We start from the raw sequence: 26,853 nt of genomic DNA, 5'->3' as shown, positions 1-26,853 counted from the left end.
TTCATCACCTTGTGGAAGAATGATCTACGTTTATCCTGAAAAGGATCTTCGTGCTTATCCAGGGACTCTTCGTGATACAGAAGAATGGGATAAAGTTTATAAAATCCGTTCAGTAGTAGAGCAGTCCATAAATCATTTTAAAGAAAGTTTCTGTATTGCTGGACGTAAAACCCAAAATGAGAAAACCATTCATGCCGATTTACTACTAGCAGGCATCACACAATTAATTACTGTTGTCCTTGCTGATAAAATACATAAGCACGAGTACATCAGAAGTTTAAAACCATTAATTGCTTAGGTATTTATTTTAGATATTCATTTTTCTAGAAATTTGATACCTTTATTTTGTGTACCCTTTTTTAAGAACAACTTTTAGTTCTCGCTAAACTTTCACTTGGATTCCACTTTCCATTCTTGAAACTCTTTTTTTGAAGGATCTATATTCCTATTATTCAGTTTTTAGAAAGAGTTTCGCAATTACTTATAAAATATAAAATATAATTCTATTATATCAAATAGATATATAAACAGAAGCCAGTTCATATTATCATCAAAAAAACTCTAGTTTCAATAATATTTCATGAAACTAGAGTTTTACATCAAATTTATAATTTCATTCCCATTTAGGTTCATTGAAATTGCTGGGATCTTTTATCCTTTTAGCTTCTTCTTCAGATACAATATATCCAACTATACCTTTATTGTCGTAATCTTTAACTAGATTTATTGCTTCCTTTTTAGACATGGGTTCCGAAAACTTATTATTAGTTATAACAATGTACTTATCATCCATAGGCTTCTTCCTTTCATTTTAATGTTTAATTAGTATATGCAATTAGTTTAAAATTATAAAGGTATATCCTTAAAATCAGTTTGAAACCTTGTATATACGGTTAAAGCTACAGTTAATGTCAAAGCTTCACAAACTAAAGAGGAAATCCAGATTCCAAAATTTCCCCATATATTGGGAAGAATAAATAATATTAAGGTGATTAAAACATATCCTCTTAATGTTGAAATAACCGTTCCTTTAGTAGTTTCTTTTAATGCAGTAAAATAGCCAGAGAGAATGATATTAAATCCACAAATTAGAAATCCAAAACTAAATATCTTCAAGCCTTTTATGGACAACAAAAAAGCGTTCCTATTGGATGGCTCTATAAAGAAGGAAACCAATTGTTTTGGAAATAGCTGGGAAATTCCAAAGAATAAAACTGCAAAAGATATAGAGGTTTTTAAAGCTAGATCTAATAAATAATCAATATTCTTATAGTTGCCTTTCCCATTATAATAACTAATTAAAGGTTGCATTCCTTGATTTATGCCTACCATGGTCATAAGGACTAGATTATTTAAGTACATAATGACTCCGAAGGCTGCTAGGCCATAAGTACCTATATGTTTTGAAATTGCAAAGTTAAATACAAAGGTAGTGAAACCTGCCGATAACTCAGTTAAAGCTTCAGGAATACCTATGGTAAATAATTTGGCTATGGAAGAAAAATTAAATTTAGGCTTAACAAATTTCAAATTGGATTTTCCAAATAAAAAGTGGAATAAAAATGCCATACAGGATATAAACTGAGAAGCACCAGTAGCAAAGGCTGCACCTTTTATTCCATAGTTATAACGGATCACAAGAATATAATCTAGTACTATATTGGTTATGGCAGCTAGTGTAACGAATATTATGGAGTAGATAGGAAAACCATCGGCTTTAACTAGAACCTCTAGTGAATAAGCCACCATAAAGAAAGTGCTAAAAAGGATAATTATTTTTAAATAATCTACAACATAAGGTAATGTTTCAGCATTTGCTCCCAAAAAATATGCTATTTTTTCAATAAACATCAATGAAAGTCCAGTTAATACAATACCTATAATAGAAAGAAGGATTATATTTAAAGTAAATATTTCATTACTTTTTTCCTTTTCATTTTTGCCAAAATAGAATGTTATTAAAGTAGAAGATCCGACTGAAATCAACAGGGATACTGCAAAAACACCATTAATATAAGGCATAGATAGATTAACAGCTGCCAGGGCAATAGGGCCTACTCCTTTTCCGACGAATATTCCATCTACCATGGTGTAAATAGAAAAAAACCACATGGCGGTTACTGAAGGTACTAGGTATTTAAAAAATTTTTTAGTCAAATATGATTTCGACGTGTTTTGTTGCATAAAAATCACTCCTTGATTACTAATATAAACCTTGGTACAATACTAATGTCAAGGAAAAGTATAGGGGAGAAAATATATGAAGAAAGAATATACTATAGGCCAAATATGCAAACTATATAATTTAGGACCTGATTCCATCCGTTACTATGAAAGGAAAGGGCTTATTAATCCAAAAAGAAAGCCTAATGGATATAGAGTGTATTCTATAGACGATATTTGGCGATTAAATATAATCAAGGATTTGAGAAAATTAGATTTTTCTACTAAACAAATAAAAGAATATCTAGAAAATAGGAGTATAGATACTACCATCCATTTAATGGAGACAGAGATCCAATTGATTGAGGAGAAGATTAAACCATTGTTGGAATTAAAAGAAAATTTACGGGAAAAACTAGTAAATTTGGAGGGATTTAAGGATATAGATTCTTACGGAGAAATAAAGGTAAAGGAGATAAAAGGGAGAAAAATCATCTTAATTGAAGGTGTTATGTCGGAAGATGAAGAAGTAGATTTAGCTTTTCGTAAACTCGAAGGTAGGGATGATTCTAAATTATTCTTATTTGGGAATAAGGATATGGGAGTTTTTATTGCTGATGAAGGATTGGAAAGGGAGAATTATAGTTTATATGAAAATGCCTTCTTTTTCGTAGATGATCAAGAGAAAGATTATAATATGATATTGCCCCCAGGGTATTTTGTAACATTGATCTATCGTGGTTCCTATGAAAAAAGCCAAAAGTATTTTGAAAAGATGATGGATTTTATCAATAGAAATGGATATATACTTAATGGAAGACCTATGGAAATTTACCGTTTAGATATACATGGAACATCAAAGGAAAAGGAGTTTATAACAGAGATTCAAATTCCTATAAAGAAATGAAAAGCAACAGCCGTTGCTTTTCATTCTTCAATTACTATATCATATGTAACTGATGTGACCTTTTTAAGCATTGCAGTAACACCACAATATTTTTCTTGTGAAAGAGATACAGCCTTTTCTATATTTTTTTTCGGCAGATTCTTTCCTTTAAATATATAGGTTAAATGGATATTTTCATAAACCTTTGGATGTTCTTCTGTATTGTCAGCCTCCACTTGAATTTTTAAATCCTCAAGCTCTACTTTCATTTTTCTTAATATGGACATTACATCTATACCAGTGCAGCCAATTAAACCTGCCAAAAGGAGTTGTTTGGGCCGAGGGCCTAAATTATTACCCCCAATTTTCTCTGAGGCATCGGTAATGAAATTATGACCATCTAATTCCATTTCAAATCCCATAATTCCTTTTAATCGAGCTTCAATTTTAGTTTTTTTCATTTAAATGACCCCTTTCTAAAGACTTATACCTATGATACCCAAAAATACAAAGTCTAAAAGGAATCTATATTAGGAATAGTTTCTTGACTTTTTTGTGAAAATATTATATGATTATTTAAATTAAGTTAAATTCAATGCGTAGAAATAGTAGCTAAAGGTATATGGTTTTAGCGAGTCGGAGTTGGTGAAAGTCCGATATCATAGTTTTAGCGAATGGGTCTACAAGAAGTTTGTCGAAATGATTAGAATCAGAGTAGTCAATACCGGGGATTTCCCGTTATAGGAATAGGATATATAGCCTTAGGCTAGGTATCTGTGGAGGGGAGATTATCCAATGGATAGTCTAATTAAGGTGGCACCGCGAAAGCAGTCTTTCGTCCTTTTATAGGATGAGAGGCTTTTTTTATTTGATTAAATATAAAGGTGGTGAAGTAGAATGTTGTGAACAGAACTGGATGATTGGGAAAAAAGAAAAATAAAAAATGAAAAAGGAGATGTTTATAATGAAGTTGAGAAACAATATTTTTACAACATTGCTATTAGCCATTGGTTTTATTTTACACCAGATTACTCCAGGTATATTGGGTGGTATGAAATTTGATTTTCTTTTAATTTTTATGATAGTTTCACTCTTGCTGAATCCAAAATTTGAAAATGCTATATTAACTGGATTGTTGGCAGGATTACTCTCTGCTATGACTACCACTTTCCCAGGAGGTCAATTACCCAATATAATTGATAAAGTAGTTACATGTTTAATCCTATTTTTTATTATTAAATATCTTAGCCGAATTAAAATAAATCCTGTTGTAGTTGGATTAATTGGGGGATTGGGAACCTTTTTAAGTGGAATAATCTTTTTAGGGTCTGCTGCTTTTATTACAGGATTACCTGTTCCCATGAAGATGTTAATAACAACTGTAGTAATTCCCACTACTATAATAAATGGAATAGGTACAGTCTTTATTTACGGAATAACTAAAAAGGCTATAAAGTTATCGGGAATTGCTTTACATTAGTACAAGCTTGAATATAGTGACGAATTTTCCCGTCACTATATTCAAAAAGTTAACCTTCAAAATCAACTTTTATTAGTTTACCTGTTTCATCTAAGGTTATTTGTGTAATCTTAACTAATTTAGGCATATCATCAACTTTGGCACATTCAAGGACTTGATATACTTTCGAACTATCCTTATTTTCTTTAAAAACCTGTTTTAAAAGTTTAAAAATTGAATAGGGATGTTCTGGATCCTTTATACTTATGAAAGCGGAATTAGGGATAGCCATAGCTTGGGCTATTAATTTCTCAAAATTAATATCATTAATGCCCGGGATCAAGAAGTATTCAGCTTCATCATTTTTCAAATCATCAAAGCCTTTAACTTGAACGGCTTTAGAATTTATTTTAGCTACAGCCATTAAAGTAGCCATTAAAGGACGAATTCCCCAACCCTTATGGCCTGAAACTATGATTGATTCTTTTCTTGTGATAGCTTCCTCCAAATATTCACCCTGAGACTCTGTCATGAAATCCTGGTCGACTAATTTCTTTAACATTGGGTTCATTTATTATCACTCCTTTACCTATTTATATGCTACCTTTATATAATACCCTTTTTTCAGAATAAATAATAGTTTCAACTTAAATATGAAATTTATACTTGACCAGGACGAAAAAAAGTAGTATTATCTTATACGATGGGGATATAGTTCAGTGGGAGAATGCTTGACTGGCAGTCAAGAGGTCAGGGGTTCGAATCCCCTTATCTCCACCAATAAAGATAAAGGTCTTCTTAGTGCTAAGAAGACCTTTTAATATTATTTTCTAAATAAGCTTAGGAATCTTTCAAAAAAGCTTTTTTTACCTTCAACTCTTAATTCAATTTCTTTCCTTTCAGGTACAAGTTTAATAGCTGGGGTTTGCATTATAAATTGGAAAGTAGTATTGTTTTCATTTTTGTCATGGACAAAAGAGGTATATTTATTATCTGATTCATCTAATATAGAAAATCCATCAATTGAGTTTTTAATTTTTAATAATCCTTCATCATTTAAAGTGCTAATACCTTTTGTTATATTATTTTGTCCATCTATTAGCTTATCTACTTTGTTAGGCAAAGATTTAGTTTTATTGTTTAATTCTTCAAAGCTTCTAGTCATAGGTTCAAACCCATTAAAGATTGAATTAATACCTTCTGTTAATTGACTATGTCCTTTATACATATTTTCTAGTTCTTCAGGTAAGGGTTTTAACTGTTGGATTAGTTCATTTAAACCATATCCAATTGTATTAATACCTTTATTATATTCTTGGAATCCTAAGTCCAGTTCATTGACTTTTTCTCCAAGGATAATCAATCCATTAAAAGAATTGTTTGCACCTTGACTTAGGGCATCTATAGCTATCCCTTCTTTTATAACACCTTCAGCTAAGGCTCTAACCCTAGGGTCATTACTACTTGACAAGCTTTCTGCTAGAGTAACTAGATCCTTATGATTGGAATTAAGTTCATTTAACCCATCTTTTAATTGTTCGAATCCTTTATTTACTTCTTTAGTACCCTGATTAAAAGATGAAATGCCTTCTTGAATATTTTGTGTCTCAGTTTTTATTTCGTTAAAACCGTGGTTCAAATTATTGATTCCATTCCATAAACCTAGGATATTGTCAGTTAAAAGCTTAAAACCATTATTGAAATCCAGGAGACCTTTAGTTAATATTTGACTATTGGTACTAATTTCATTAAAACCAGAATAGAACTTGCCTATTCCACTGCTCAGTGTCTTAAGACCTTCCTTTAAACTGATAGTTCCCTTAGTTAGTTCAAAAGAACCCTCTTCTAATTCTCTTGCAGCTTTTGACATTTTGTTTATACCTTCAGAGAAACTGCCTATATCCTCTCCTAAATTTTTGGGTAAGGGTATATTAGATGGAGTAGAAGCTATGAGTATAGGATCCAATTCAATATTTTCACCTTTTGCTTCAATGCTAAATTCTTGGTTTTCAATGGGAAGATGGGTAAATACTACAGTCATAGTTTTTCCAATTACAGAATTTACTCCATTTCCTACTTTTATATCGGAAAATATATCTAGATTTAAAGGTATTTGGAATTGAGTAGTCAGGTCAGTACTATTTTTAATGGATATATTAATTTTCAAATTACCAGATTTTCCTGCTAACTCTTCTCCTTCAATCTCTTTCCCATCTAAAAAATAATCTATATCTATGGTCATGGGCAAATCCTTATTTAAACTGCCTTCGTAGTAGATATCCCTATTTCCTAAAAAAACTGTAGGCCATTTAATCGTATGGTCTTCTATTATTGGGTCAACTCCATCTACTAAGACTTTTAGGTCTTCATACTGACCATAATCTGTATAATACTCTTCCTTGCTATTTCCAGAAATATGATTTACTACTTTTATATTCTTAGTGGTACCATCATGATTCAAGTTTACATAGATAGTCTCGTTTCTATCTATTTCTGCTAATCCCAAAGTTGAAAAGGAGAATATCATAGTAAAAATCATTAAAAAACTTAAAAACCTTTTCATTGATTTCCCTCCTATTATTTACTTAACTCCTTTGGCCAATTGATTGTGGTTTTGCCTATTAAACCATTGCAAACAATCAAAATTGAAGGAAGTGCTACTAAAACCAATATTAAACTAATGATAGCACCTCTACCTATAAGAAGCGTCAGCTCTGCAGCGTTCCTCATACTTGTAATGAGATAGACACTTAAAGTACCAGTAAAGAGTATTAGAGCAGAGGTAAGTATAGGCCTTCCCGTATCCTCTATAGTTTTAATAGCTGCTTTCTCTTTATTTGGCAATATCTCTAGGTTTTCTTTGAAGCGAGAGGTATATAATATGGCATAGTCTACCGTTGCGCCTAACTGTATTGCACCTATTATGATGAAGGCAATGAAATTTAGAGAGGTTCCCTGGAAATAGGGTATGGCTAAATTTATCCATATGCCTAATTGGATGACAAAGACTAGTATTATAGGTAGAGTTAAAGATTTAGATGCTATAAGGATAATTCCACTTATTATGGCAATGGATAGTATAGTTACATTTTTAAAATCTTTGGAAGTTACCCTTTGTAAATCTGAATATATGGCTGCTTCTCCAGTTAAATACCATTCGTCATATATTTTAGATACAGTTTCTTTTATGGAATTTAAAGCTCTATCTGTAGACTTTCCTTCTATAGGTAAATTCATATTCATATTTATTAAAGTATATTTTTCTGATTGGAAATTGGTTTTAACGTCTTCAGGGATAAAATCTTCGGGTATGGTAATGTCTACCAAGGAATATAGCCCTTTAACTTCAGTAATTTCTTCTATATTTGTCAATTTATCTATTAAATTGAATTCCTTTAATTTGTCTCCCTTCGGTACAATAAGGGTCAATTGGTTCTTATTTGAAAACAATCTATCTATTTCCCTATTAGCCACATTGAAATCCGTAGATTCAGGTAGAATTTTTTCATCGGCGTAATAGTATTCTACATTGGCCTGAGCTAAAAAGGAAGGGATTGTAATCAATATAACAACTACTAAAAATACATAACGATTTTTAACTATGAATCTAGAGGATTTTTTAAAATTGGGTAGTAATATCCTATGGCGATACTTTTCTATTTGTCTATCAAATATTAATATCAATATTGGCAAAAGAGTAATTACAGATATTAGACTAAAAAACACACCTTTAGCAAGGACCAACCCTATATCCTTACCAATCCCATAGTTCATGGATATAAGGGCAAGGAACCCTCCTATGGTAGTTAAGGAAGATGATATTATGGAATTAAAGGTTTTTCCTATAGCTTTGACCATAGCTTGTTCTTTGTTTTTTTGGATTGTCTTTTCTTCAATATATCTATGGAGTAAAAAGATTGAATAATCCATAGAAACTGCTAACTGGATTATACTGGCTACAGAGTGAGTGGTAAAAGAGATGCTGTCAAATACTATGTTAGTCCCCATATTAAGTATTATGGCTACCCCTATGGCTATAAAAAATAGAATAGGTTCTACGAAGGATTCCATGGACATAAAAAGAATTATGGAGATAATTACAAAGGCTATAATAGAATAGTAGACCACTTCTTTTTTTGTAATGGTTTGCATATCCTTTGAAAGGGCAGCAGGGCCTCCTACATATCCAGATTTCCCCACAATTTTCTGTATTTTTCCTATGGCTTCCACAGTTTCTAATGAATCGTTGGAATTAATAAATCTAATTTGAATTAAATTTGAATTTTCTGATAGGAATTCCTCTTTAATATTGTCATCCATAAAACTTTCTGGTTTTAATATATCTTCACCAGTTCCAAGCCAGATTATATCCTTTACCTCTTCCATAGATTCTATGGTTTTAACAACTTTTTCTACTTCAGGCAAGGATTTGTCTTTCATCATCAAGAAAGCAATGCCATTAATGTCAAACTCTTCTTCCAATATATTTTTTCCCTTTATAGAATTAGCTTCCAAGGGTAAATAAGTGCTTAAATCATAGTTGATTTCCACGTAGTTATTTCCTATAAAGGATGAGACGATAAAGATGATGTATAAGATAAGAATAAATTTTTTATGGTTTACCACGAAATTTGCTAAGATATCCACATAAAATCCCCCCAATAAAAAATGTATTTAAACATATGATTAAAACAATTGTTTAAATACATCTTAATACTAAAGGTGAAAAAAATCAATCTTTTATTTTAATATGGTATCTACTAAATCTTCTATATATTTCTTTCTTTCTTTTTCCACACTAAAATCTATAAAGACACTTTTCTGACCTGAAATATTAGGCATAACCTGGAATAAAATTGGACCAAGGATACCAGAAAAAAGTTGTATGTATTTATAATTTAGAATCTCTTTATCTTTTATATGGGTAATAGAAGATATTATCCCTTCAATCTTCTCTTTAAACTCTATATTGTCGAAAAACTTCTTTATTATTTCAGGATTATAACTTTCATCCTGGATTACTAAATTTGCAACTAAAGGTATTAAGGCCGGACATTGAAACATAAATTCCATTAAATTATTTGCCCAGATGGTTAGTTTATCTTTTGGGCTGCTAGTTGGGTCTTTCAGGATTTGGTTTTGCATATCATATAAAAGATTAGAATAGTGTCTTTCTACAGCCTTTAAGAGATTATCTTTGCTTTGGAAATGGTAATTTATAGAGGCTACATTAACTCCTGCTTTATTTGCAATCTCCCTTGTAGTCATGTCTCCTTTAGAACCATATAGTTGAATAGCTGCAGAAAGTATTTTCTCCTGTGTAGTTGTATATTTACTATCCATTAAAATCACTCCTATCCAATCTATTATACCATTTAGTTCAAAAAAGAGGGTACTGACTTCGAAGTCAGTACCCTTTTTTTAAATCTATAATATTGATTAGCTTTTTTTTGTTTATATACCGTTTCATATTTTTATAGGCAATTTCATACCTTCTTCTAAAATTCATCTCTGAAGCCCAGGAATTATGTGGGGAGATGATTACATTCTCCATATCCCATAAAGGGCTATCTTCTGATAAAGGTTCAATTTCAAATACATCTAAAGCCGCTTTTTTTATCTTTCCTGATTTCAAATTGTTAATAAGTGCTTTTTCGTCTATTATATTACCACGGGCTATGTTGATTAGATAGGTTCCATCTTTCATACTTTTAAAAACATCTTCACTTATAAGATAATGGGTTTTTTCAGTATAAGGTGCAGCTACTATTAGAACATCACATTGACCTACTATATCGTTTATCTTATCTATGCTATGACATTGATGGAAGTAATCTGCTTTTTTTCCGCTAGCATTTACCCCAATTATATTTACACCAAATCCTTCAAATCTCTTTGCAGCTTCCTGAGCAATGGAACCGGTACCTATGAATCCTATGGTCTTCCCATAAATCTCCAAAAGAGAAGTATCTACTTTCCAGTCTTTATTTTTCTGTTTTTCATAAAATTCTTTGCTATTCTTATACATTTCCAAAGTTTTAAGAACAATCCATTCAGCTATAGGGATACTGTATCCTCCCCTATTATTGGTGAGGATAATATTTTGATTTACCATTTTATCTATTGGCACTTGATTGATACCGGCACTTAGAAGTTGAATCCACTTTAGGTTTGGCAACATGCTAATATCTAATTTGTCGAAGGGGTCGAAACATACCATAATGTCCGCATCTTTAATATCATTGGAAAAACTTATATCCCTTTCATCCTTAAAAATTATGTCGTAACCTAGGTCTTCTAGGCTTTTAAACTCTTCATCTGTATATTTAAAGGTGATAAGCGCTTTCAAAAGAAATCCTCCTTCCTCTTTTGTTTAATGTAATATTCCTTAATATATAAAATTATAAATGTTTAAAAATCCAATCTACCAGTTCTATACAAAGATCTGCTGTGATATCGTTTTCATCTAGGTAAGGATTTAATTCTACTAAATCCATAGATTTTATTGTCCTTGTATTCAAAAATTCTTTTAAGATTATTTTACCTTCTTCCAAGCTAAAACCATTCTCAACTGGGGTCCCGGTTCCCGGTACTAAACTTTTATCCAACACATCAATATCAAAGCTTAAATGGACTCCATCTATATTAGATTTGTTTATTTTATCAATAACTTCTTGTATTACAGATTCTAGGCCAACTTTTCTAATAGTGTCCATGGTATATAGGTTCAAATTTAATTCTTTAGCTAGTTTAATTTCTCCTTTATCCAAATCCCTGGCGCCGATAATGAATACATTCTCAGGTTTTACCTTGGATCCATTATAATAGACGTTAATTAGGGAAGGTTCCCCAACTCCTAAAGCTGCAGCTAAGGGCATACCATGGGAATTACCTGATGGAGATGTTTCATGGGTATTTATATCACCATGGGCATCAACCCATATTACTGCTAAATCCTTATGAAATTTACTCGAACCTGAGATACTACCTAGACCGATGGAATGATCTCCACCTATTATGAAAGGGAAACTTTTTGAAGCTAATGTGCTAAAGACCGAATGGGCCAAATTGGTATTTATATCAACCACAGGTTTTAAATACTTGATTTTCTTATGATGGGCATATTTATCTACTTCTGGAACATTGGGTATAAATAGATTTCCTAAATCATAAATATTTTCTCTATGTTTCTTTATAATATCTATTATACCTTTCTGTCTTAACTTTTCTGGTCCATATTGAGCGCCTTGGCGATCACAACCATACATAATGGGTACTCCAATTAAACTAATATCCATTATAAAACCTCCTTTATAATATAATATTTGACAAAAATAGCACTTGATACAATTTAATTATATCATTAATAATTTTCAGGACAAGTAGACATTTTAGATTATTGAAAATTTTTAGTCTTAAATAAATTCTTAATGTTTTCAAACAATAAGGTATATGGACCATATTAAAAAGAAGAAAAAAGACCCAAGGACTAGAAAATAGATGGAAGAAGTAGTAGAATGGATATACTAATATGAATTTAAGAGGTGGACTATGGCTAAGTACTATTATGCAGTCAGAAATGGTAGAAAAATAGGCATATATGAGACTTGGGTTGAATGCCAAGCTCAGGTGAAAGGTTATTCTAATGCAATATATAAGAAATTTTCTACTTATGAAGAAGCTTTAAGTTTTATTGAAGGCGCTGAAAAACCATCTGAAGAAAGAGATATAACGGAATTAAAAGAAAATGAAATGATTGCCTACGTAGATGGTAGTTTCGATTCAGACAATAAATACTACAGTTTTGGTGCTGTTATATTTACAGATCAAGGGAAGGAAACCTATTCAAAAAAAGAAAAGGATGTAAATCTAGTGGATATGAGAAATGTAGCTGGAGAAATAAGTGGATCCATATTTGCAATGGAGGAGGCTTTGAAAAGAGGTAAGGATATTCTCTACCTATATTATGATTATGTAGGGATAGAAAAATGGGCAATTGATCAATGGAAAACCAATAAACATGGCACCAAAGAATATAAAAAATATTATGATTCCATAAAGGATAGATTAAAGGTAGTATTTATAAAGGTAAAGGCCCATTCCGGAAATAAATACAATGAGGAAGCAGATAGATTAGCAAAGGAAGCCTTAGGAATATAGCACTAATGGGTATACCCATTAGTGCTATATTCTTTCAAAAGAAACATTATTTTTTTTCAATAATTCTATTGCATAATCATCAATCCTATAGCTATGCTTGTAAAAAAATTTTTTAATCCCAGCTTGTATTAATGCCTTCGTACAATTCAGACAAGGAAAATGGGTGACATATATTTTACAATCTTTAACTGAAATGCCTTCCCTAGCACAATATAGTAGGGCATTCATTTCAGCGTGTATGGTAGCTATACAATGGCCATCTCTCATAGTATGTCCTACATCATCACAATGGGGATTACCAGAGATAGAACCATTATATCCTGTAGACACTATCCTATTATCATCGTTAACGATTAAACACCCAACTTCTGCCCTGTCACAGGTAGAACGGGTTGCTACTATTTCAGCTATTTGCATAAAATACTCATTCCAAGTTTTTCTCTTTCCCATTTATCTTTTCTCCTTTTTAGATAATTTTATAATATATTATCATATTTTATTATTTAATTGAACCTAAAGGTTAGAGTATATGGATATATTTATCTATATATAATATAATGTAAGTACCTAGATATTTAATATAGATATAAGGAGAATGTGATGAGATATATAATTAAAGAAAAAATTTTTACGTTTGCAGATAGATTCAATATTGAGGATGAACATGGATATCCCCAATATGAGGTAGTAGGAAAAATATTTTCTTTGGGAAACAAATTGAATATATATGATTTAAATGGAAGAGAGCTTATATATATAGAACAACAAGTATTTAGATTTTTACCAGAGTATAATATCTATAGGGAAAGAAACCTTATTGGAAAGATTAAAAAGGAGTTTACGTTTTTTAAGCCTAAATTTTATATAGAAAGCTCCTATGCTAATTTTACCATCGAAGGGGATGTATTCCATCATAATTTCAATATTTTGAAAAATGGTAAATCCATTGCATGGATAAATAAGAAATGGATATCTCTTTCCGATACCTATTCTGTGGATATACTAGATGAGGAAGATCAGCCATTTATTCTATCCATTGTAATAGTATTAGACCAAATATTTTATGATGGTAATAGAAACAATTCCTAGAAAAATTTAAGGGATGTGGTATTAATGGAGTTGTTTGATATACAAAAATCCGTTCGGGAAGTAGCTGAGGCTATTTCCGCAGTGTTAAATGTAGATGTAACCATTGTAGATAAAAATTTAAATAGGGTAGCAGCTACGGGTATGTATAGGGGTCTAATTGGTAAACCCTTACCTAAAAATTGTTCATTTGAATTAGTAGCTGAAAAAAGAGAAGCTGAATTCATTGACAATCCCAATATAAGTGAAAAATGTTTTGGTTGTAGTTTAAAGGGGAATTGCGCTGAATTAGCCACTATTGGGTATCCGATTATAAGTCAAGGGGAATTACTAGGTGTTATTGGGCTTATAGCTTTTAACATAGAACAAAAAAGGAAAATCCAAGAGGATTATAATTCTTTAATCGTTTTTTTAAGCAAGCTAGGAGACCTATTAGCAGGGAATTTAAAATATGCCAATATGATAACTGCTTTAACTATACAAGGTGAAGAAACAAAGATGATTATAGATGGGCTAGGCAATGGAATTATATGTACCGATATTGAAGGGAGTATAAAGTTTATCAATTCTAAAACTGAAGACTATTTACAAATCAGAGCTTATGATTTAATTAACAAATCAATATCTGAAATCTTACCAGAGCTGAAATTCGATTTAAAGGCACAAATTCCCATTGAAACTAAAATAACTGTGAGAGGGAAAAGAAAAAGTTTTATAATAAAAGCCTTTCCAGTAATGGTAAAAAATGAAAAAGTAAGTAATATAATCGAAATACACGAAACTTCGGACATGATAAAAAGTGCATATAAATTAATAGAAGGTGGAAGTAGTATAACCTTTGACCATATAATTGGAAATAGTCCTAAAATGGTAGAAGTAAAAAATTTAGCTAATAAAGTAGCCTCAAGCCAATCTACAGTATTACTAAGGGGAGAAAGCGGTACAGGGAAGGAATTGTTTGCTAGGGCTATTCACAATGCTAGTAATAGAAGAAGTTTTCCCTTTGTAGCTATAAACTGTGCTTCAATTCCAGATAATCTGTTGGAGAGTGAATTATTTGGCTATGATGGAGGGGCTTTTACAGGAGCAAGTAAGGAAGGACAGATGGGTAAGTTTGAACTAGCCAATGGTGGTACTTTATTTTTAGATGAAATAGGGGATTTGCCCTTACATTTACAGCCAAAGATTTTAAGGGTTCTACAAGAGGGAGCTTTTATGAGGGTAGGAGGTAGAGAATTAATTTCTGTAGACTTTAGATTGATAGCCGCTACCAATCGGAATTTAGAACAGATGATAAAGGAAGAAGAATTTAGGGGGGATTTATACTATAGACTAAATGTTATACCTATCTATATTCCATCTTTGAGAGAAAGGATAGAGGATATTGATAAGTTGAGCCAATATTTACTTATTAAATATTGTAACAGACTGGGAAAAGATTTAAAGGTTTTTTCTAAGGAGGTAGAAGAAGCTTTCCGTAGATATAATTGGCCAGGCAATGTAAGGGAATTAGAAAATGTTGTTGAATACCTTGTAAATGTGGTAAAGGATGAAGAGATAGTATTTGAAAATTTACCTCATATAATAAAGAATTATTGTGATAATAGCCATATAAAAATAGAAAAAAATAATAGGTTAAATGATATTCTAGATAATTATGAGAAGGGAATACTCGAATCCTATTTAAAAGAATATGGTAGAACTACAGAGGATAAAGAAAAAATATCTTCAATTTTAGGAATTAACTTATCCACTCTATATAGGAAATTAAATAAATACAATTTGCAATAATGCAAAAAATTTGCAAAAATGAGGAATTTAATGATCCCGCTATTTTTGTAGGGTAATATAAGCATATTCTTATGGTTTAATATATAATTCTCAATAATAGGAAAGATCTCTTATTAAAATTTTAGTCAAATGAAAGGACAAACTGAGAAATCATCAGTTTGTCCTTTTGTTTTTTTATATTGGCATAAATATTGCATGAATAATAGGGTAGTAACCTATGAAAAGAAAGGCGGTGGCAGAATGGTAGACAATAGCATAGTAGAAAAACTATTAATCATAATAAAAGAGGAAACCATACCGGCTTTAGGATGTACTGAACCTGTGGCTGTAGCTTATGCAGCCTCCGTTGTCAACAAATATTTTGAGGGAGAAATTGATAGACTGAAAATAAGGACAAGCAAGAATATATTTAAAAACGGCAAATCTGTTATTATTCCCAATACAAAGGAATGGGGTCTAGATTTAGCGGGAGTTTTAGGAATTATAGTAGGGAATCCAGATGATGAACTTATGATTTTGAAAAATATAAAGGATGAACATATTAGAAAGGCTCATGAAATATTAGAGCAGGGTATAGTAGATGTGGATTATCTGGAAAACACTCCTGATGTATATGTGGAGATATATGTACAAGGAGAAGAAAGGATAGTGGAAGTAGTATTGAAAGATGCCCATAATCATATAGATAGGGTAAAGGTAGATGGAAAAGTAGTTTACAAAGGCATGTTAGATCAGGATAAAGGTTTAGCTCCAGATTTTATTAAAGATCTATCATTTAATGATATAATAGAAATTACGGAATCAATGCCCATAGAATCCATCGCTTTTGTAGAAGATGGAATAAGGATGAATAGGAAGGCTGCTGAAATGGGAATAAAGATAGAAAATGGCTTGAATATTGGTGGAGGCCTTATAAAATTAGAAAGGGAAGGAAGATTAAAAATTGATGGGCCAACTAGGGCAAGAATTCTAACTGCGGCAGCTGCAGATATGAGAATGGGCGGAGGTAATTGCCCAATAATGACTAGTTCAGGTAGTGGTAATCAAGGCCTAGGAGTGGTTTTACCTATAATAGTAGTGGCAGAGGAAAATGATATATCAAGGGAAAGATTAATTAGGGCTATATTCCTAGCCCATATAATAAATAAATATGTGAAATTGCATACTGGCAAACTTTCTGCCATGTGTGGTTGTGCCATTGGAGCTGGAGTTGGAGCCAGTGGAGCCATATCTTGGATGTTGGGAGGTAGTCAAGAACAGATTAGCGGAGCTTCTAATAATATGTTAGCTAACCTAACTGGTATGATATGCGATGGAGCTAAGGACACTTGTGCTTTAAAACTATCTGCATCAGCAGAAGAAGCGGTTATTGCTGCTTACCTAGCCAATGAAAATATTATAGTTAAACCAAATATCGGAATTATAGGTAATGCTGTAGAGGAAACTATTAAGAATTTAGAAATCCTATGTAAAGAAGGTCTTTCCAATGCAGATTCAATAATTGTAGATATAATAAAAGCATCTGATAATTAGCAGATGTTTTTATTATGATAACAATGGGTATTAATTAACAAACAAAACATATGCTAGGAGGAATTAAAGTGTTCAAAGAATTTAAAGAATTTGCAGTAAAAGGTAATGTAATTGATTTAGCAATAGGAGTTATTATAGGCGGAGCTTTTGGTAAAATAGTCTCTTCTTTAGTAAATGATGTGATAATGCCTGTAGTTGGTGGATTAATTGGAAATATTGATTTTAGTAATTTTTTTATCAGCCTTGATGGTAATAATTATTCAACACTGCAACAAGCTAAAGACGCAGGTGCTGCTACTCTAAACTATGGTTTGTTTTTAAATACCGTCATTGAATTCTTAATAATATCCTTCTCTTTATTCTTAGTCATTAGGCAGATTAATAGGTTTAAAAGAAAAGAAGAGCCAGTTCCTGTTACAACTAAAAAATGTGAGTATTGCTTTAGTGAAATACCTATAAAAGCTACAAGATGTCCCCATTGTACTTCAGTATTAGAAGAAAAATAGGTTTAGAATTTTTAGATCCTTCATATAATAAAAGAATAAAATTGGTTTAATTGAGGTGTAAATTATGTATGGTTTAGTATTAGAAGGCGGTGGAGCCAAAGGTGCCTATCATATTGGGGTTTATAAAGCGTTAATAGAAGAAGGTATTGAGGTAAAAGGCATAGCCGGTACATCTGTGGGAGCTTTAAATGGGGCTATGATAGCCCAAAGTGATTTTCAAAGAGCCTATGAAATATGGCATGATATTTCCTATTCTAAAATTATCAATGCTAGTGAAGAAGAGGTAAAAAGGATAAAAAGTGGTAGATTAAGCAAAGAGGATATTTCCTTATTGGTAGATAATATTAGGGGATTTTTTGTTGACAAAGGATTAGATATAACACCTTTAAAAAATCTCCTATTGGAATTAATAGATGAAGAAAAAATTAGAAATTCAGGCAAGGATTTTGGAATAGTCACCGTTTCATTAACGGATCTGAAACCATTGGAGATATACATTGAAGATATTCCCTCTGGACAACTGGTGGAGTATTTACTGGCTAGCGCCTACCTACCTGTATTTAAATCAGAAAGGATAGATGGGAAAAGATATATAGACGGGGGAATTTATAATAATTTACCTGTAAATTTGTTAAAGGATAAGGGATACAAGGACTTAATAATAGTTAGAACCCATGCTCCAGGTATTGTTAAAAAGATGAACTTTGACGGATTGAATATTATAACTATATCCCCAAAAGATAACTTAGGAAGGGTCTTGGATTTTGACACGGAAACTGCTAGATATAATATTAAATTAGGATATTATGATGGGTTAAAAGCCCTTAGGGGATTAAAAGGACATCATTATTATATTGAGTCTATCAATGATGAAGATTATATTATAGATTATTTGTTGAGCTTAGATGAGGAAAGGATAGGGAAGTTGAAAGGGATATTTAAGATAGAAGGTACTCCTGATAAAAGAGCCTTATTCGAATTGATTATTCCTAAACTATCGACTATTCTAGGGGTAGAAAAAGGAGCAGACTATGAAGGTATATTTATATCTTTATTAGATAGACTAGCAGAAATCTATGAGATTGAAAGGTTTAAAATTTATACTTATCAGGAATTACTAAATCTAGTGAAAAAAAATTTAATCTCACAAGAATATGAAAAGGTCGGGATAATTGATAGGATAATAGAAAAGGTAGATGTATTGTCTTTACTTACCAAAAGGGAGATTATAAAAGAAGTTGGGAAGATTATTCTATAACTTTAGTTTTTAAATAATATTTGGATTAAATTATCAAAAATTAGTTGCTATTTTTTTCAATACGGGTTATAATTAATTGAAACTTTAATTCATCAGTAAAACATATTTATTGAGATTCACTTAATTGAAATTGGTTTAAAGAAATAAGATTTATATAGATTATAAAATCTCCAAATCTTTATTTCTTATTAAGGCCCTGTGAATTAAAGGAAATAAATTTTTGGAGGTAGTTAAGAATGACTAACGGTACAGTTAAATGGTTTAACTCAGAAAAAGGTTTTGGATTTATTCAAACTGAAGAAGGAAACGACGTATTCGTACATTTTTCCCAAATCAATAAACAAGGATTCAAAACTCTAGAAGAAGGAGAAGCAGTATCCTTCAGAATAGTTGAAGGCCAAAAAGGTCCTCAAGCAGAAGACGTTACACCAATTAAGTAATCAAAAACCCTAAAGCCAATGGCTTTAGGGTTTTTAAATAAATAGCAATAAGTTCTATTTATAGTGCCAGGCACCAGAATAAGAACTTATTATGATAGTGATAATTATTATCAAATCATGTTTAAAAATTTTAAAAATGGATATAAATAAGATAGTTGCAAAAGAATAGACTTAAATATAGGAGGTAAGAAATGGAAAGATTAGTAGGAAGAAAAGCACCAGATTTTGTAATGAATGCTTGTGAAGGGGACGGAAGTGATTTTTGTAAAATTGGGTTAAAGGATTATGAAGGCAAATGGCTGGTTATGTTCTTCTACCCATTGGATTTTACATTCGTATGTCCTACGGAAATTACAGGATATAGTAAGAGATATGAAGATTTTAAAAAAGAAAATGCAGAAGTACTTGCTATAAGTGTGGATAGTGAACATTCTCATAAAGCTTGGATTAATTCGAGTCTAGGAAAAATTAATTTCCCAATAGCATCAGATATGACAAAGAAGGTTGCAAAAGATTATGGAGTATTAATTGAAGAAGAAGGCGTTGCTCTAAGGGGGCTATTTATAATTGATCCAGAAGGCATTGTTAGATATTCTGTAGTACATGATCTAAATGTGGGAAGATCTGTTGACGAAACATTAAGGGTGTTAAGGGCACTTAAAACAGGGGGACTTTGTCCAGTAGATTGGGATGAAGGAGAAGCTCTGTTATAATATAAGAAGGCGGTCATGTATGACCGCTTAAATTTTTTATGGGGGTATATCTATGGATATAGAAGATATTATTAATAAGATAAAGGGAAGAAGACCAGAACCATTGGAGGTCAAGCAAAAATATGCAGTTCTTATTCCATTAATAAAAAATCAAGGTAGATGGGAATTAATATATGAATTAAGAGCTAAAAGCTTAAAAAGACAACCTGGAGAAATATCTTTTCCAGGAGGACAATTAGAAAAAGATGAAACTTATAGGGAAGCAGCTATAAGGGAAACTATGGAAGAACTTAATATTGAAAAGGAAAATATAAATATAATAGGAGAATTAGATTATCTTGTTTCCCATGCTAATACAGTAATCCATTCTTTTTTAGGCACAATCCATAATATAGATGTGGATAAGATTAAGCCAAATGAGGATGAAGTAGACCATATATTCACAGTTCCAATAGATTTTTTTATAAATAATGAACCTAACCTTTATTATATAGATTTGCATCCAGCTATAAGTGAGGATTTTCCATATAATCTAATACCTAATGGAAAAGATTATAACTGGCGGTTCGATAAGCATTCGGTCTATTTTTATAATTATAATGATTATATAATCTGGGGTTATACTGCTAAGATGACTAAGCATTTCATAGATTTAATAAAATGAGTTCCCTTTTGGCATGAAGCCAAAAGAGAACTCATTTGTTTTACCTTTCTTCGATCATCCTATTATTTATGTGAATACCATTATTTAATTCTTTTAAATCCTTTATCAAAAATAAAGCGGTTACAATTGATGCAGTCAGGTCCGATACTGGACCTGCTAACCATACTCCTGTTAGACCAAAAAATCTTGGTAAAATCAATAGGGCTGGTATTAGAACTAACACTTGCCTAGATAGACTTAAAAAGGCAGATTGTTTAGGTTTGCCAGTAGCTTGAAAATAATTAGAACTAACTATTTGGAAACCTATAATAGGTAACATAGCTAAATAAATCTTTAATCCTTTAATACCAACGTCTGCTATTTTATCCATTTCAGGTCCTTTTTCTAAAAACATACCAAATAACCTATGGGGTATTGTCTGAGTTATTAGGAAGCCTAAAGTTAATACAGCAGTTGCAGCCATTATTGCTTTCTTTAAAGCTTCTTTTACCCTTGTATATTTTTTTGCACCATAGTTAAAACCGATAATAGGTTGAGCTCCTTGATTTATACCAAAGACTGGCATAAGTATTAACATAGTAATACTATGGATAACTCCCATACTTGAAACAGCAATGTCTCCTCCGTAAGTATTTAAACTGTTATTTAAAATAGCCGTTACTAAGCTAGCAGCTAGTTGCATACTAAAAGGAGCAAAACCAATGGAGAAAATACTTTTAATAATACTAGTTTTCAATTTCATATTTTCTTTTTTTAAATTTAACATACTTCTACTACCAAAGAAATAACTGAGAACCCAAATGGCAGAAACTGCTTGAGAAATAATAGTAGCTAATGCTGCACCTTTTATTCCCATATTAAATATAAATATGAATATATAATCCAATATTATATTAAGGATTGCTCCAATTAGCATGGTAATCATTGCAATCTTTGGATTACCTTCTCCTCTAATAAAAGCGTTAATTCCAAAGCCTACAGCTTGGAAAGGTGCTCCTATAAGGATTATGGACATATAGTCTACAGCATGGGGCAGTATGGTTTCACTTGCACCAAAAATTTTAAGTAATGGTTCAATAAAAATTAGGCCTGAAATACTAAGAGTTATTGAAATAATGAATAATAATACTAGAGCGTTTCCTAAGATTTTTTCTGCTTCATCTTTCTTATCTTCTCCTAATCTTATAGATGATAGAGAATTTCCACCAAATCCTATTAGCATACCAAAGGCCATAAGAATTAAGGCAACAGGTGAAGTGACAAATATGGCACCAATTCCTATGCTGCCTACTCCCTTACCTATGAATATTCGGTCTACTATATTATATAATGCATTTACTAACATACCTACTATAGCAGGAATAGAAAACTTCAAAAGAAGTTTACCAATTTCTTCTTCACCTAAAAATTTTGATCTTTCATTTCTTTCACTCATTAATCATCCCTCACTTTTTCCAATATTTCTACGATGGTTTTTAGACTTTCATTAAACTTATTAATTTCTACTTCAGAAAGAATATGAAAAAGTTCTTCTATTCGTTTATTAAACTTTTCTTCTTGTTTTGCATAATATTGTTTACCTTCTTCGGATAATTTAATAATAGTCTTTCTTTTATCTCTTGGATCATCTTCCCTATATACTAGATTCATATTTTCCATTGAATCAATTAAAGTAGTAATACTGCCTTTTTCCATATCCATACACTTACCTAATATGGTAGGAGTAATTTCATTGATTCTACCAAGAATCATTATTGCTTTTATCTGGTTTTTTGTGCAGCCATATATATCGTCCGTTTCTTTTTTAAAGGTTGGAGTAAACAATCTATGAAACAATGACATGAATTTAATTAATCCATATCTAACATCTATAATAGTATTATCCATAATTGTACCACCTCAAACAAAAAAGTAGTTAGAATTCTAATTATTAGAATTCTAACTACTTATTCTATACTTTTACTCTATTAAAGTCAAGGCTAATTTGTGAACATCTGAGTCCAATAGGTAGTACCATTAGCTTTAACATAACCAACCCCAATAGTTCCGAAGCTTGGATTAAGTATATTTGCCCTATGACCTGATGAATTCATCCAGCCGTTGACTACAGATTTAGCACTGGAATACCCTTTAGCAATGTTTTCGCCAGCCGTCTTGTATTGAATGCCAAAGCTTCTCATCATACTAAAGGGATCTCCATATGTAGGAGAAGTATGACTAAAATAATTTTTATTGGACATATCCTGAGACTTAGCTCTGGCTACCTTAGATAATTCTTCACTATAGGTTAATGGAGTTAATCCAGCTTTTTGTCTTTCTATATTTACAAGTCTTACCACTTCCATCTCTATTGAAGTATTGGATTCTTCTTCCACTTCAGGAATTGGGTTGCTTGGTTTTGTTTCAGGAGTATTATTGGTTTTATCCTTGCCCTTATCAATATCTGATTCTGGAGTTTCTACATCTTTTATAGGAGTTTCAGGCTTTATAGGGACATTAGTATTATTGTCATCCCAATATTTTGGAGTCCATCTAATAATTATATTACTATATCTATTTTGTAAATAATTATTAGAGTAATTATTATAAGTAATAACATAGCCTTTCTTATTGTATTTGCCGCTATAAGGCGTATAATAGGTATTATCCTCGTAATTTATACTTGCAGCCTGTCCTACGGATGTTGATAAAAGCATAGTTGCAGCTAATGAGATTAGTATCTTTTTACCCTTTTTCTTCATCTTTTTTCCTCCTTAAAATTTAGATTCGATCCGGCCCCCTTTCGTATTTATGATTTTTTAAAAGTATAACATTAAATTTATATCAAATAAACACTCAATAGTTGGTAGGTCAACATAATATTGGTATTAATGTAAAAACAAAAAGTCCTGTTTAAACAGGACTCCTATCGAAGCATGTTATTTTATTCTTATTTGATGATATACTTTCTTACCTTTTCTAACAAGGATTTTATCGTCTTTAAAATTATCTAAGGTAATGATTTTATCTATGTCTTCAACTTTTACATCATCTATGGATATTCCACCTTGTTCTATAAGTCTTCTACCTTCGCTATTGGATTTAGTCAGACCTACATTTTTTAATAAATCTAACATTCCTATACCCTTTTCAAATACATTCCTGTTAAATTCTGTAAAGGGTATAGAACCATCCTCTTCAGAGCCAGTAAATAATGCTTTGGATGCTTTTTGTGCTTTAATAGCTTCTTCTTCCCCATGGACCATTTTAGTTACCTCAAAAGCTAGGATTTCTTTTGCTTTGTTAATTTCTGCTCCTTCCAAAGAACCTAGCCTTTTTACCTCATCCATAGGCAAGAAGGTTAATAGACTCAAGAATTTTTCTACATCTCTATCATCAGAATTTCTTAGGTATTGGTAAAATTCATAAGGAGATGTTTTTTCAGGGTCTAACCATATAGTACCAGCTGCAGTTTTACCCATTTTAATCCCGGCAGCGGTAGAGAGTAATTTGAAGGTCATAGCATATACCTTATCCCCTTCCAGTTTTCTCACCAGTTCATATCCTCCCAGTATATTAGACCATTGGTCGCTACCTCCTACTTGGAGACGACAGTTATAATCCCTATATAGTTTTAAATAATCATAAGACTGCATAAGCATGTAGCTAAATTCAAAGAAGGTCAACCCTTGCTCTAATCTGTTTTTGTAGCAGTCAAAGGTTAACATTCTATTTACAGAAAAGTGAACTCCAACTTCTCTCATGAAATCTAAGAAATTCAAATCCAATAACCAATCTGCATTATTGACCAATATAGCTTTATCATCATCAAAATCGATGAATCTTGAAAGTTGTTCTTTAAATTTTGAAGCATTATGATCAATCATTTCTTTAGTCAGCATCTTCCTCATATCAGTTCTTCCGGAAGGGTCTCCTACCATGGTAGTTCCACCGCCTAGTAAAGCAATGGGTCTATGTCCAGCTCTTTGCATATGCATCATTACCATTATTTGAATAAAATGGCCTAAAGTCAAGCTATCGGCAGTGGCATCAAATCCAACATAAAAGGTTACAGACTCCTTATCTAAAAGCTCTTTTAGTTCTTCTTCGTAGGTTACCTGATCGATATAACCTCTTTTGTGTAATACATCAAATACATTAGCCATAATATAACCTCCTAAAAATTACATTAATTTTTATTTTCATTAAAAAAGGGCATCTTCTCCTAAAAGGACGAGAAGACACCCGTGGTACCACCTTAATTTGCATAAAGCCTCTAATCACGTAACGTGTGATAATCGCAATAGTTTCCTATTGAAACTTTGGATTCGTAATTCACTCTATTATTAGGTTACAGATCTCTCACTAATGATCTATTCTCTGTATTTTAACCATAATAGGCTACTGTTATCCGTCATCGTTTCATATTGATTTTAAATGTATATTAATATATAAAACCTATATTGTCAAGGGAAAAAGAAAAAGAGGACTTACTAGTCCTCTACTACTAATTCTACACTATTTTCCCACAAACCATGGATATTACAATAGCTTGTAGCATGAAGGGTTCCGGATCTTTCCACTTTAAATTTAGCCGATACATAAGGCTCAGTGAAGGTACCATGCTCTCCATGGCTATTAAAATTATAACTTCCTACTTCTACTGGGAAATTACTCCCTTCTGGATGGAAATAGAGCTTAATCCATGCTATGTAATGTTCTTGAGTATTTGGATGAGCGATTTCTTCACCTATATTGAGATTAACTTCTACTAAGTCTCCTTTTTTAACTTTTTCAGGTGCATGGATTACCGGCACATGCTTTTCACCTTTCCAATCTCCACTTTGATATAGTTTTCCTATACTTTTCATATTTCAAAACCTCCCAAATTTATTGATTATATTTCTTAAGAATAACTTATATAGATTAATACCCAAATAATATAAAAAATACACAGGGGAAGTAATTATTTATTATTTTAGGTATAATAGAGTTGAAACAATTTAGAAAGGAAGTATATTATGGAACAAATTGAGTTAATTGCAACAACAACCTTTGGATTGGAAGCCATTGTGAAAAGAGAATTACAAAACCTAGGATATAATGATTTGATGGTTGAAAATGGCAAGATTACCTTTAAAGCGACTGAAAAGGATATTCCTATTACTAATTTATGGTTAAGATCTGCTGATAGGGTGTTACTAAAGATGGGAGAGTTTAAAGCCATTTCTTTTGATGAACTATTTGAAAAAACTAAGGCTCTTCCCTGGGATGAATGGATTACTGAAGATGGAAAATTTACCGTAGAGGGAAAATCAGTGAATTCAAAGCTATTTAGTATTTCCGATTCTCAAGCTATTGTAAAAAAGGCTGTTGTAGAAAAATTGAAAACTAAATATAAAAGGGATTGGTTTGAGGAAACTGGGGCTAAATTTACAATAGAAGTATCTTTACTTAAGGATATTGCAACCTTGACCATTGATACCTCTGGGTCTGGATTACATAAAAGAGGCTATAGAACCCAAAGCGTAGAAGCACCTCTTAAGGAAACTTTAGCAGCAGCATTAATCCAATTAAGTTATTGGAATAAGGATAGATTTTTACTGGATCCATTCTGTGGTTCGGGAACTATTCCTATTGAAGCAGCAATGATTGGTAAAAACATCGCTCCAGGTTTAAATAGGAATTTTGCCTCTGAAGGTTGGCCTAGGATTAAAAAAGAATATTGGCAGGATGCAAGAAGGGAAGCATGGGATGTAATGGTTAAAGATTTTGATTTGAATATTATTGGTTCAGACATAGACAAGAAAGCCATAGAATTAGCAAAGGAGAATGTAGCTAATTTAGGTTTAGAAGAGGATATAAAATTTATCACTAAAGATTTTAGAGATTTCAAGTTTAGAGATAACTACGGGGTAATTATCTGCAACCCTCCCTATGGGGAAAGAATAGGAGAAGAAAAAGAAGTAGATAAATTGTATAAGGACATGGGAGAAATTTTTAGAAAGCTAGGTACCTATTCTATATACGTTTTAACTTCCAGTGAAGATTTCGAAAGATTATATGGAAAAGATGCAGATAGAAAAAGAAAACTTTATAATGGAAGGATTAAAGTAGATTATTATCAATACTATGGTCCAAGACCACCAAGAAATTAATGAGAATATAGATAGTATAAGGGTATAATTGAATTAAAAGAATGGAGGGGGAAAAGT

The 26,853-nt window shown here is 31.7% G+C and carries 27 protein-coding genes, 1 tRNA gene, 1 pseudogene and 1 other annotated feature; of the genes and pseudogenes, 14 read left to right on the top strand and 15 right to left on the bottom strand.

Features of this window, described 5'->3' with window-relative positions; translation table 11 throughout:
- Positions 1–209, top strand: a pseudogene (locus tag CUL_RS17650) (ISNCY family transposase); the annotation flags it as partial.
- Between the two features lie 404 nt (positions 210–613).
- Here CUL_RS17650 and CUL_RS0115095 read toward each other — a convergent pair.
- Positions 614–793, bottom strand: coding sequence for a hypothetical protein (locus tag CUL_RS0115095; protein WP_005582823.1), 180 nt, complete (start codon positions 791–793; stop codon positions 614–616).
- Between the two features lie 53 nt (positions 794–846).
- A complete protein-coding gene (locus CUL_RS0115090) occupies positions 847–2,184 on the bottom strand; it encodes an MATE family efflux transporter (protein WP_025642525.1) in 1,338 nt (445 codons plus the stop codon).
- A gap of 76 nt (positions 2,185–2,260) precedes the next feature.
- On the opposite strand from CUL_RS0115090, the gene CUL_RS0115085 reads away from it, so the two are divergent.
- Positions 2,261–3,070: a MerR family transcriptional regulator gene (locus tag CUL_RS0115085; RefSeq protein WP_025642523.1), complete on the top strand. Its 810-nt coding sequence runs from the start codon at positions 2,261–2,263 to the stop codon at positions 3,068–3,070.
- Positions 3,071–3,090: 20 nt separating this feature from the next.
- On the opposite strand, the gene CUL_RS0115080 is transcribed toward CUL_RS0115085, so the two are convergent.
- Complete coding sequence (locus tag CUL_RS0115080) at positions 3,091–3,510, bottom strand: OsmC family protein (RefSeq protein WP_025642521.1); 420 nt, start codon at positions 3,508–3,510, stop codon at positions 3,091–3,093.
- 125 nt (positions 3,511–3,635) lie between these two features.
- Positions 3,636–3,895: a binding site (T-box leader), on the top strand.
- A gap of 118 nt (positions 3,896–4,013) precedes the next feature.
- On the opposite strand from CUL_RS0115080, the gene CUL_RS0115070 reads away from it, so the two are divergent.
- Entirely contained in the window at positions 4,014–4,529 is a 516-nt protein-coding gene (locus CUL_RS0115070; RefSeq protein WP_025642519.1) for a tryptophan transporter, read from the top strand.
- 49 nt (positions 4,530–4,578) lie between these two features.
- Here CUL_RS0115070 and CUL_RS0115065 read toward each other — a convergent pair whose 3' ends face one another.
- Positions 4,579–5,079: a hypothetical protein gene (locus tag CUL_RS0115065; protein ID WP_025642517.1), complete on the bottom strand. Its 501-nt coding sequence runs from the start codon at positions 5,077–5,079 to the stop codon at positions 4,579–4,581.
- Positions 5,080–5,213: 134 nt separating this feature from the next.
- On the opposite strand from CUL_RS0115065, the gene CUL_RS0115060 reads away from it, so the two are divergent.
- Positions 5,214–5,288 (top strand) — tRNA-Ala (locus tag CUL_RS0115060).
- A gap of 43 nt (positions 5,289–5,331) precedes the next feature.
- Here CUL_RS0115060 and CUL_RS0115055 read toward each other — a convergent pair.
- From CUL_RS0115055 to rocF, 5 genes are all read right to left on the bottom strand, one after another.
- Positions 5,332–7,071 (bottom strand): hypothetical protein, encoded by a 1,740-nt coding sequence (locus CUL_RS0115055; protein WP_025642515.1) that lies wholly within the window; start codon positions 7,069–7,071, stop codon positions 5,332–5,334.
- 14 nt (positions 7,072–7,085) lie between these two features.
- Entirely contained in the window at positions 7,086–9,155 is a 2,070-nt protein-coding gene (locus CUL_RS0115050; protein WP_025642513.1) for an efflux RND transporter permease subunit, read from the bottom strand.
- A 93-nt stretch (positions 9,156–9,248) separates the two neighbouring features.
- Positions 9,249–9,851 (bottom strand): TetR/AcrR family transcriptional regulator, encoded by a 603-nt coding sequence (locus tag CUL_RS0115045; RefSeq protein ID WP_005582571.1) that lies wholly within the window; start codon positions 9,849–9,851, stop codon positions 9,249–9,251.
- 64 nt (positions 9,852–9,915) lie between these two features.
- Positions 9,916–10,857, bottom strand: a complete 942-nt coding sequence (locus tag CUL_RS0115040; RefSeq protein ID WP_025642511.1) for a phosphoglycerate dehydrogenase — start codon at positions 10,855–10,857, stop codon at positions 9,916–9,918.
- Positions 10,858–10,909: 52 nt separating this feature from the next.
- Positions 10,910–11,806 (bottom strand): arginase, encoded by an 897-nt coding sequence (gene rocF / locus CUL_RS0115035; protein WP_025642509.1) that lies wholly within the window; start codon positions 11,804–11,806, stop codon positions 10,910–10,912.
- Positions 11,807–12,059: 253 nt separating this feature from the next.
- Between rocF and CUL_RS0115030 the strand changes: the two genes are divergently transcribed.
- A complete protein-coding gene (locus CUL_RS0115030) occupies positions 12,060–12,668 on the top strand; it encodes a ribonuclease H1 domain-containing protein (protein WP_005582569.1) in 609 nt (202 codons plus the stop codon).
- 24 nt (positions 12,669–12,692) lie between these two features.
- Here the strand turns inward: CUL_RS0115030 and CUL_RS0115025 are convergent, their stop codons facing one another.
- On the bottom strand, positions 12,693–13,118 hold the full coding sequence (locus CUL_RS0115025) for a deoxycytidylate deaminase (protein ID WP_025642507.1): 426 nt from the start codon (positions 13,116–13,118) through the stop codon (positions 12,693–12,695).
- Positions 13,119–13,268: 150 nt separating this feature from the next.
- Between CUL_RS0115025 and CUL_RS0115020 the strand changes: the two genes are divergently transcribed.
- The 8 genes from CUL_RS0115020 (at position 13,269) to CUL_RS0114985 (ending at position 20,659) form a co-directional block, all read left to right on the top strand.
- Entirely contained in the window at positions 13,269–13,757 is a 489-nt protein-coding gene (locus CUL_RS0115020) for an LURP-one-related/scramblase family protein (protein ID WP_025642505.1), read from the top strand.
- Between the two features lie 24 nt (positions 13,758–13,781).
- On the top strand, positions 13,782–15,545 hold the full coding sequence (locus tag CUL_RS0115015; protein ID WP_025642503.1) for a sigma 54-interacting transcriptional regulator: 1,764 nt from the start codon (positions 13,782–13,784) through the stop codon (positions 15,543–15,545).
- A gap of 195 nt (positions 15,546–15,740) precedes the next feature.
- Positions 15,741–17,078, top strand: a complete 1,338-nt coding sequence (locus tag CUL_RS0115010) for an L-cysteine desulfidase family protein (RefSeq protein ID WP_201767918.1) — start codon at positions 15,741–15,743, stop codon at positions 17,076–17,078.
- 68 nt (positions 17,079–17,146) lie between these two features.
- A complete protein-coding gene (gene mscL / locus CUL_RS0115005; RefSeq protein ID WP_005582564.1) occupies positions 17,147–17,584 on the top strand; it encodes a large conductance mechanosensitive channel protein MscL in 438 nt (145 codons plus the stop codon).
- A 64-nt stretch (positions 17,585–17,648) separates the two neighbouring features.
- Positions 17,649–18,842, top strand: coding sequence for a patatin-like phospholipase family protein (locus CUL_RS0115000; RefSeq protein ID WP_025642500.1), 1,194 nt, complete (start codon positions 17,649–17,651; stop codon positions 18,840–18,842).
- Between the two features lie 236 nt (positions 18,843–19,078).
- Positions 19,079–19,282 carry a cold-shock protein gene (locus tag CUL_RS0114995; RefSeq protein WP_005582562.1) on the top strand — a complete coding sequence of 68 codons (204 nt, stop codon included), beginning with the start codon at positions 19,079–19,081 and terminating at the stop codon, positions 19,280–19,282.
- Positions 19,283–19,473: 191 nt separating this feature from the next.
- Positions 19,474–19,995, top strand: coding sequence for a peroxiredoxin (locus tag CUL_RS0114990; protein ID WP_005582561.1), 522 nt, complete (start codon positions 19,474–19,476; stop codon positions 19,993–19,995).
- 52 nt (positions 19,996–20,047) lie between these two features.
- Entirely contained in the window at positions 20,048–20,659 is a 612-nt protein-coding gene (locus tag CUL_RS0114985; protein ID WP_005585094.1) for an NUDIX hydrolase, read from the top strand.
- A 40-nt stretch (positions 20,660–20,699) separates the two neighbouring features.
- Here the strand turns inward: CUL_RS0114985 and CUL_RS0114980 are convergent, their stop codons facing one another.
- From CUL_RS0114980 to CUL_RS0114960, 5 genes are all read right to left on the bottom strand, one after another.
- Positions 20,700–22,094 carry an MATE family efflux transporter gene (locus tag CUL_RS0114980; RefSeq protein ID WP_005585093.1) on the bottom strand — a complete coding sequence of 465 codons (1,395 nt, stop codon included), beginning with the start codon at positions 22,092–22,094 and terminating at the stop codon, positions 20,700–20,702.
- Positions 22,094–22,546: a MarR family winged helix-turn-helix transcriptional regulator gene (locus tag CUL_RS0114975; RefSeq protein WP_005585092.1), complete on the bottom strand. Its 453-nt coding sequence runs from the start codon at positions 22,544–22,546 to the stop codon at positions 22,094–22,096. The genes CUL_RS0114980 and CUL_RS0114975 overlap by 1 nt, the downstream gene beginning before the upstream one ends.
- 92 nt (positions 22,547–22,638) lie before the next feature.
- On the bottom strand, positions 22,639–23,400 hold the full coding sequence (locus CUL_RS19325; RefSeq protein ID WP_005585090.1) for a CAP domain-containing protein: 762 nt from the start codon (positions 23,398–23,400) through the stop codon (positions 22,639–22,641).
- Positions 23,401–23,577: 177 nt separating this feature from the next.
- Positions 23,578–24,804, bottom strand: coding sequence for a tyrosine--tRNA ligase (gene tyrS / locus CUL_RS0114965; RefSeq protein ID WP_025642496.1), 1,227 nt, complete (start codon positions 24,802–24,804; stop codon positions 23,578–23,580).
- Positions 24,805–25,131: 327 nt separating this feature from the next.
- Positions 25,132–25,509 (bottom strand): class II SORL domain-containing protein, encoded by a 378-nt coding sequence (locus tag CUL_RS0114960; RefSeq protein WP_005587642.1) that lies wholly within the window; start codon positions 25,507–25,509, stop codon positions 25,132–25,134.
- A 150-nt stretch (positions 25,510–25,659) separates the two neighbouring features.
- On the opposite strand from CUL_RS0114960, the gene CUL_RS0114955 reads away from it, so the two are divergent.
- Positions 25,660–26,796 carry a THUMP domain-containing class I SAM-dependent RNA methyltransferase gene (locus CUL_RS0114955; RefSeq protein WP_025642494.1) on the top strand — a complete coding sequence of 379 codons (1,137 nt, stop codon included), beginning with the start codon at positions 25,660–25,662 and terminating at the stop codon, positions 26,794–26,796.
- The last annotated feature ends 57 nt before the right edge of the window (positions 26,797–26,853 follow it).

The organism is [Clostridium] ultunense DSM 10521, from assembly GCF_000511955.1.
In the GTDB taxonomy this organism is placed as follows: Bacteria; Bacillota; Clostridia; order Tissierellales; family Tepidimicrobiaceae; genus Schnuerera; species Schnuerera ultunensis.
This window is presented reverse-complemented; position numbering and strand designations above follow the sequence as displayed.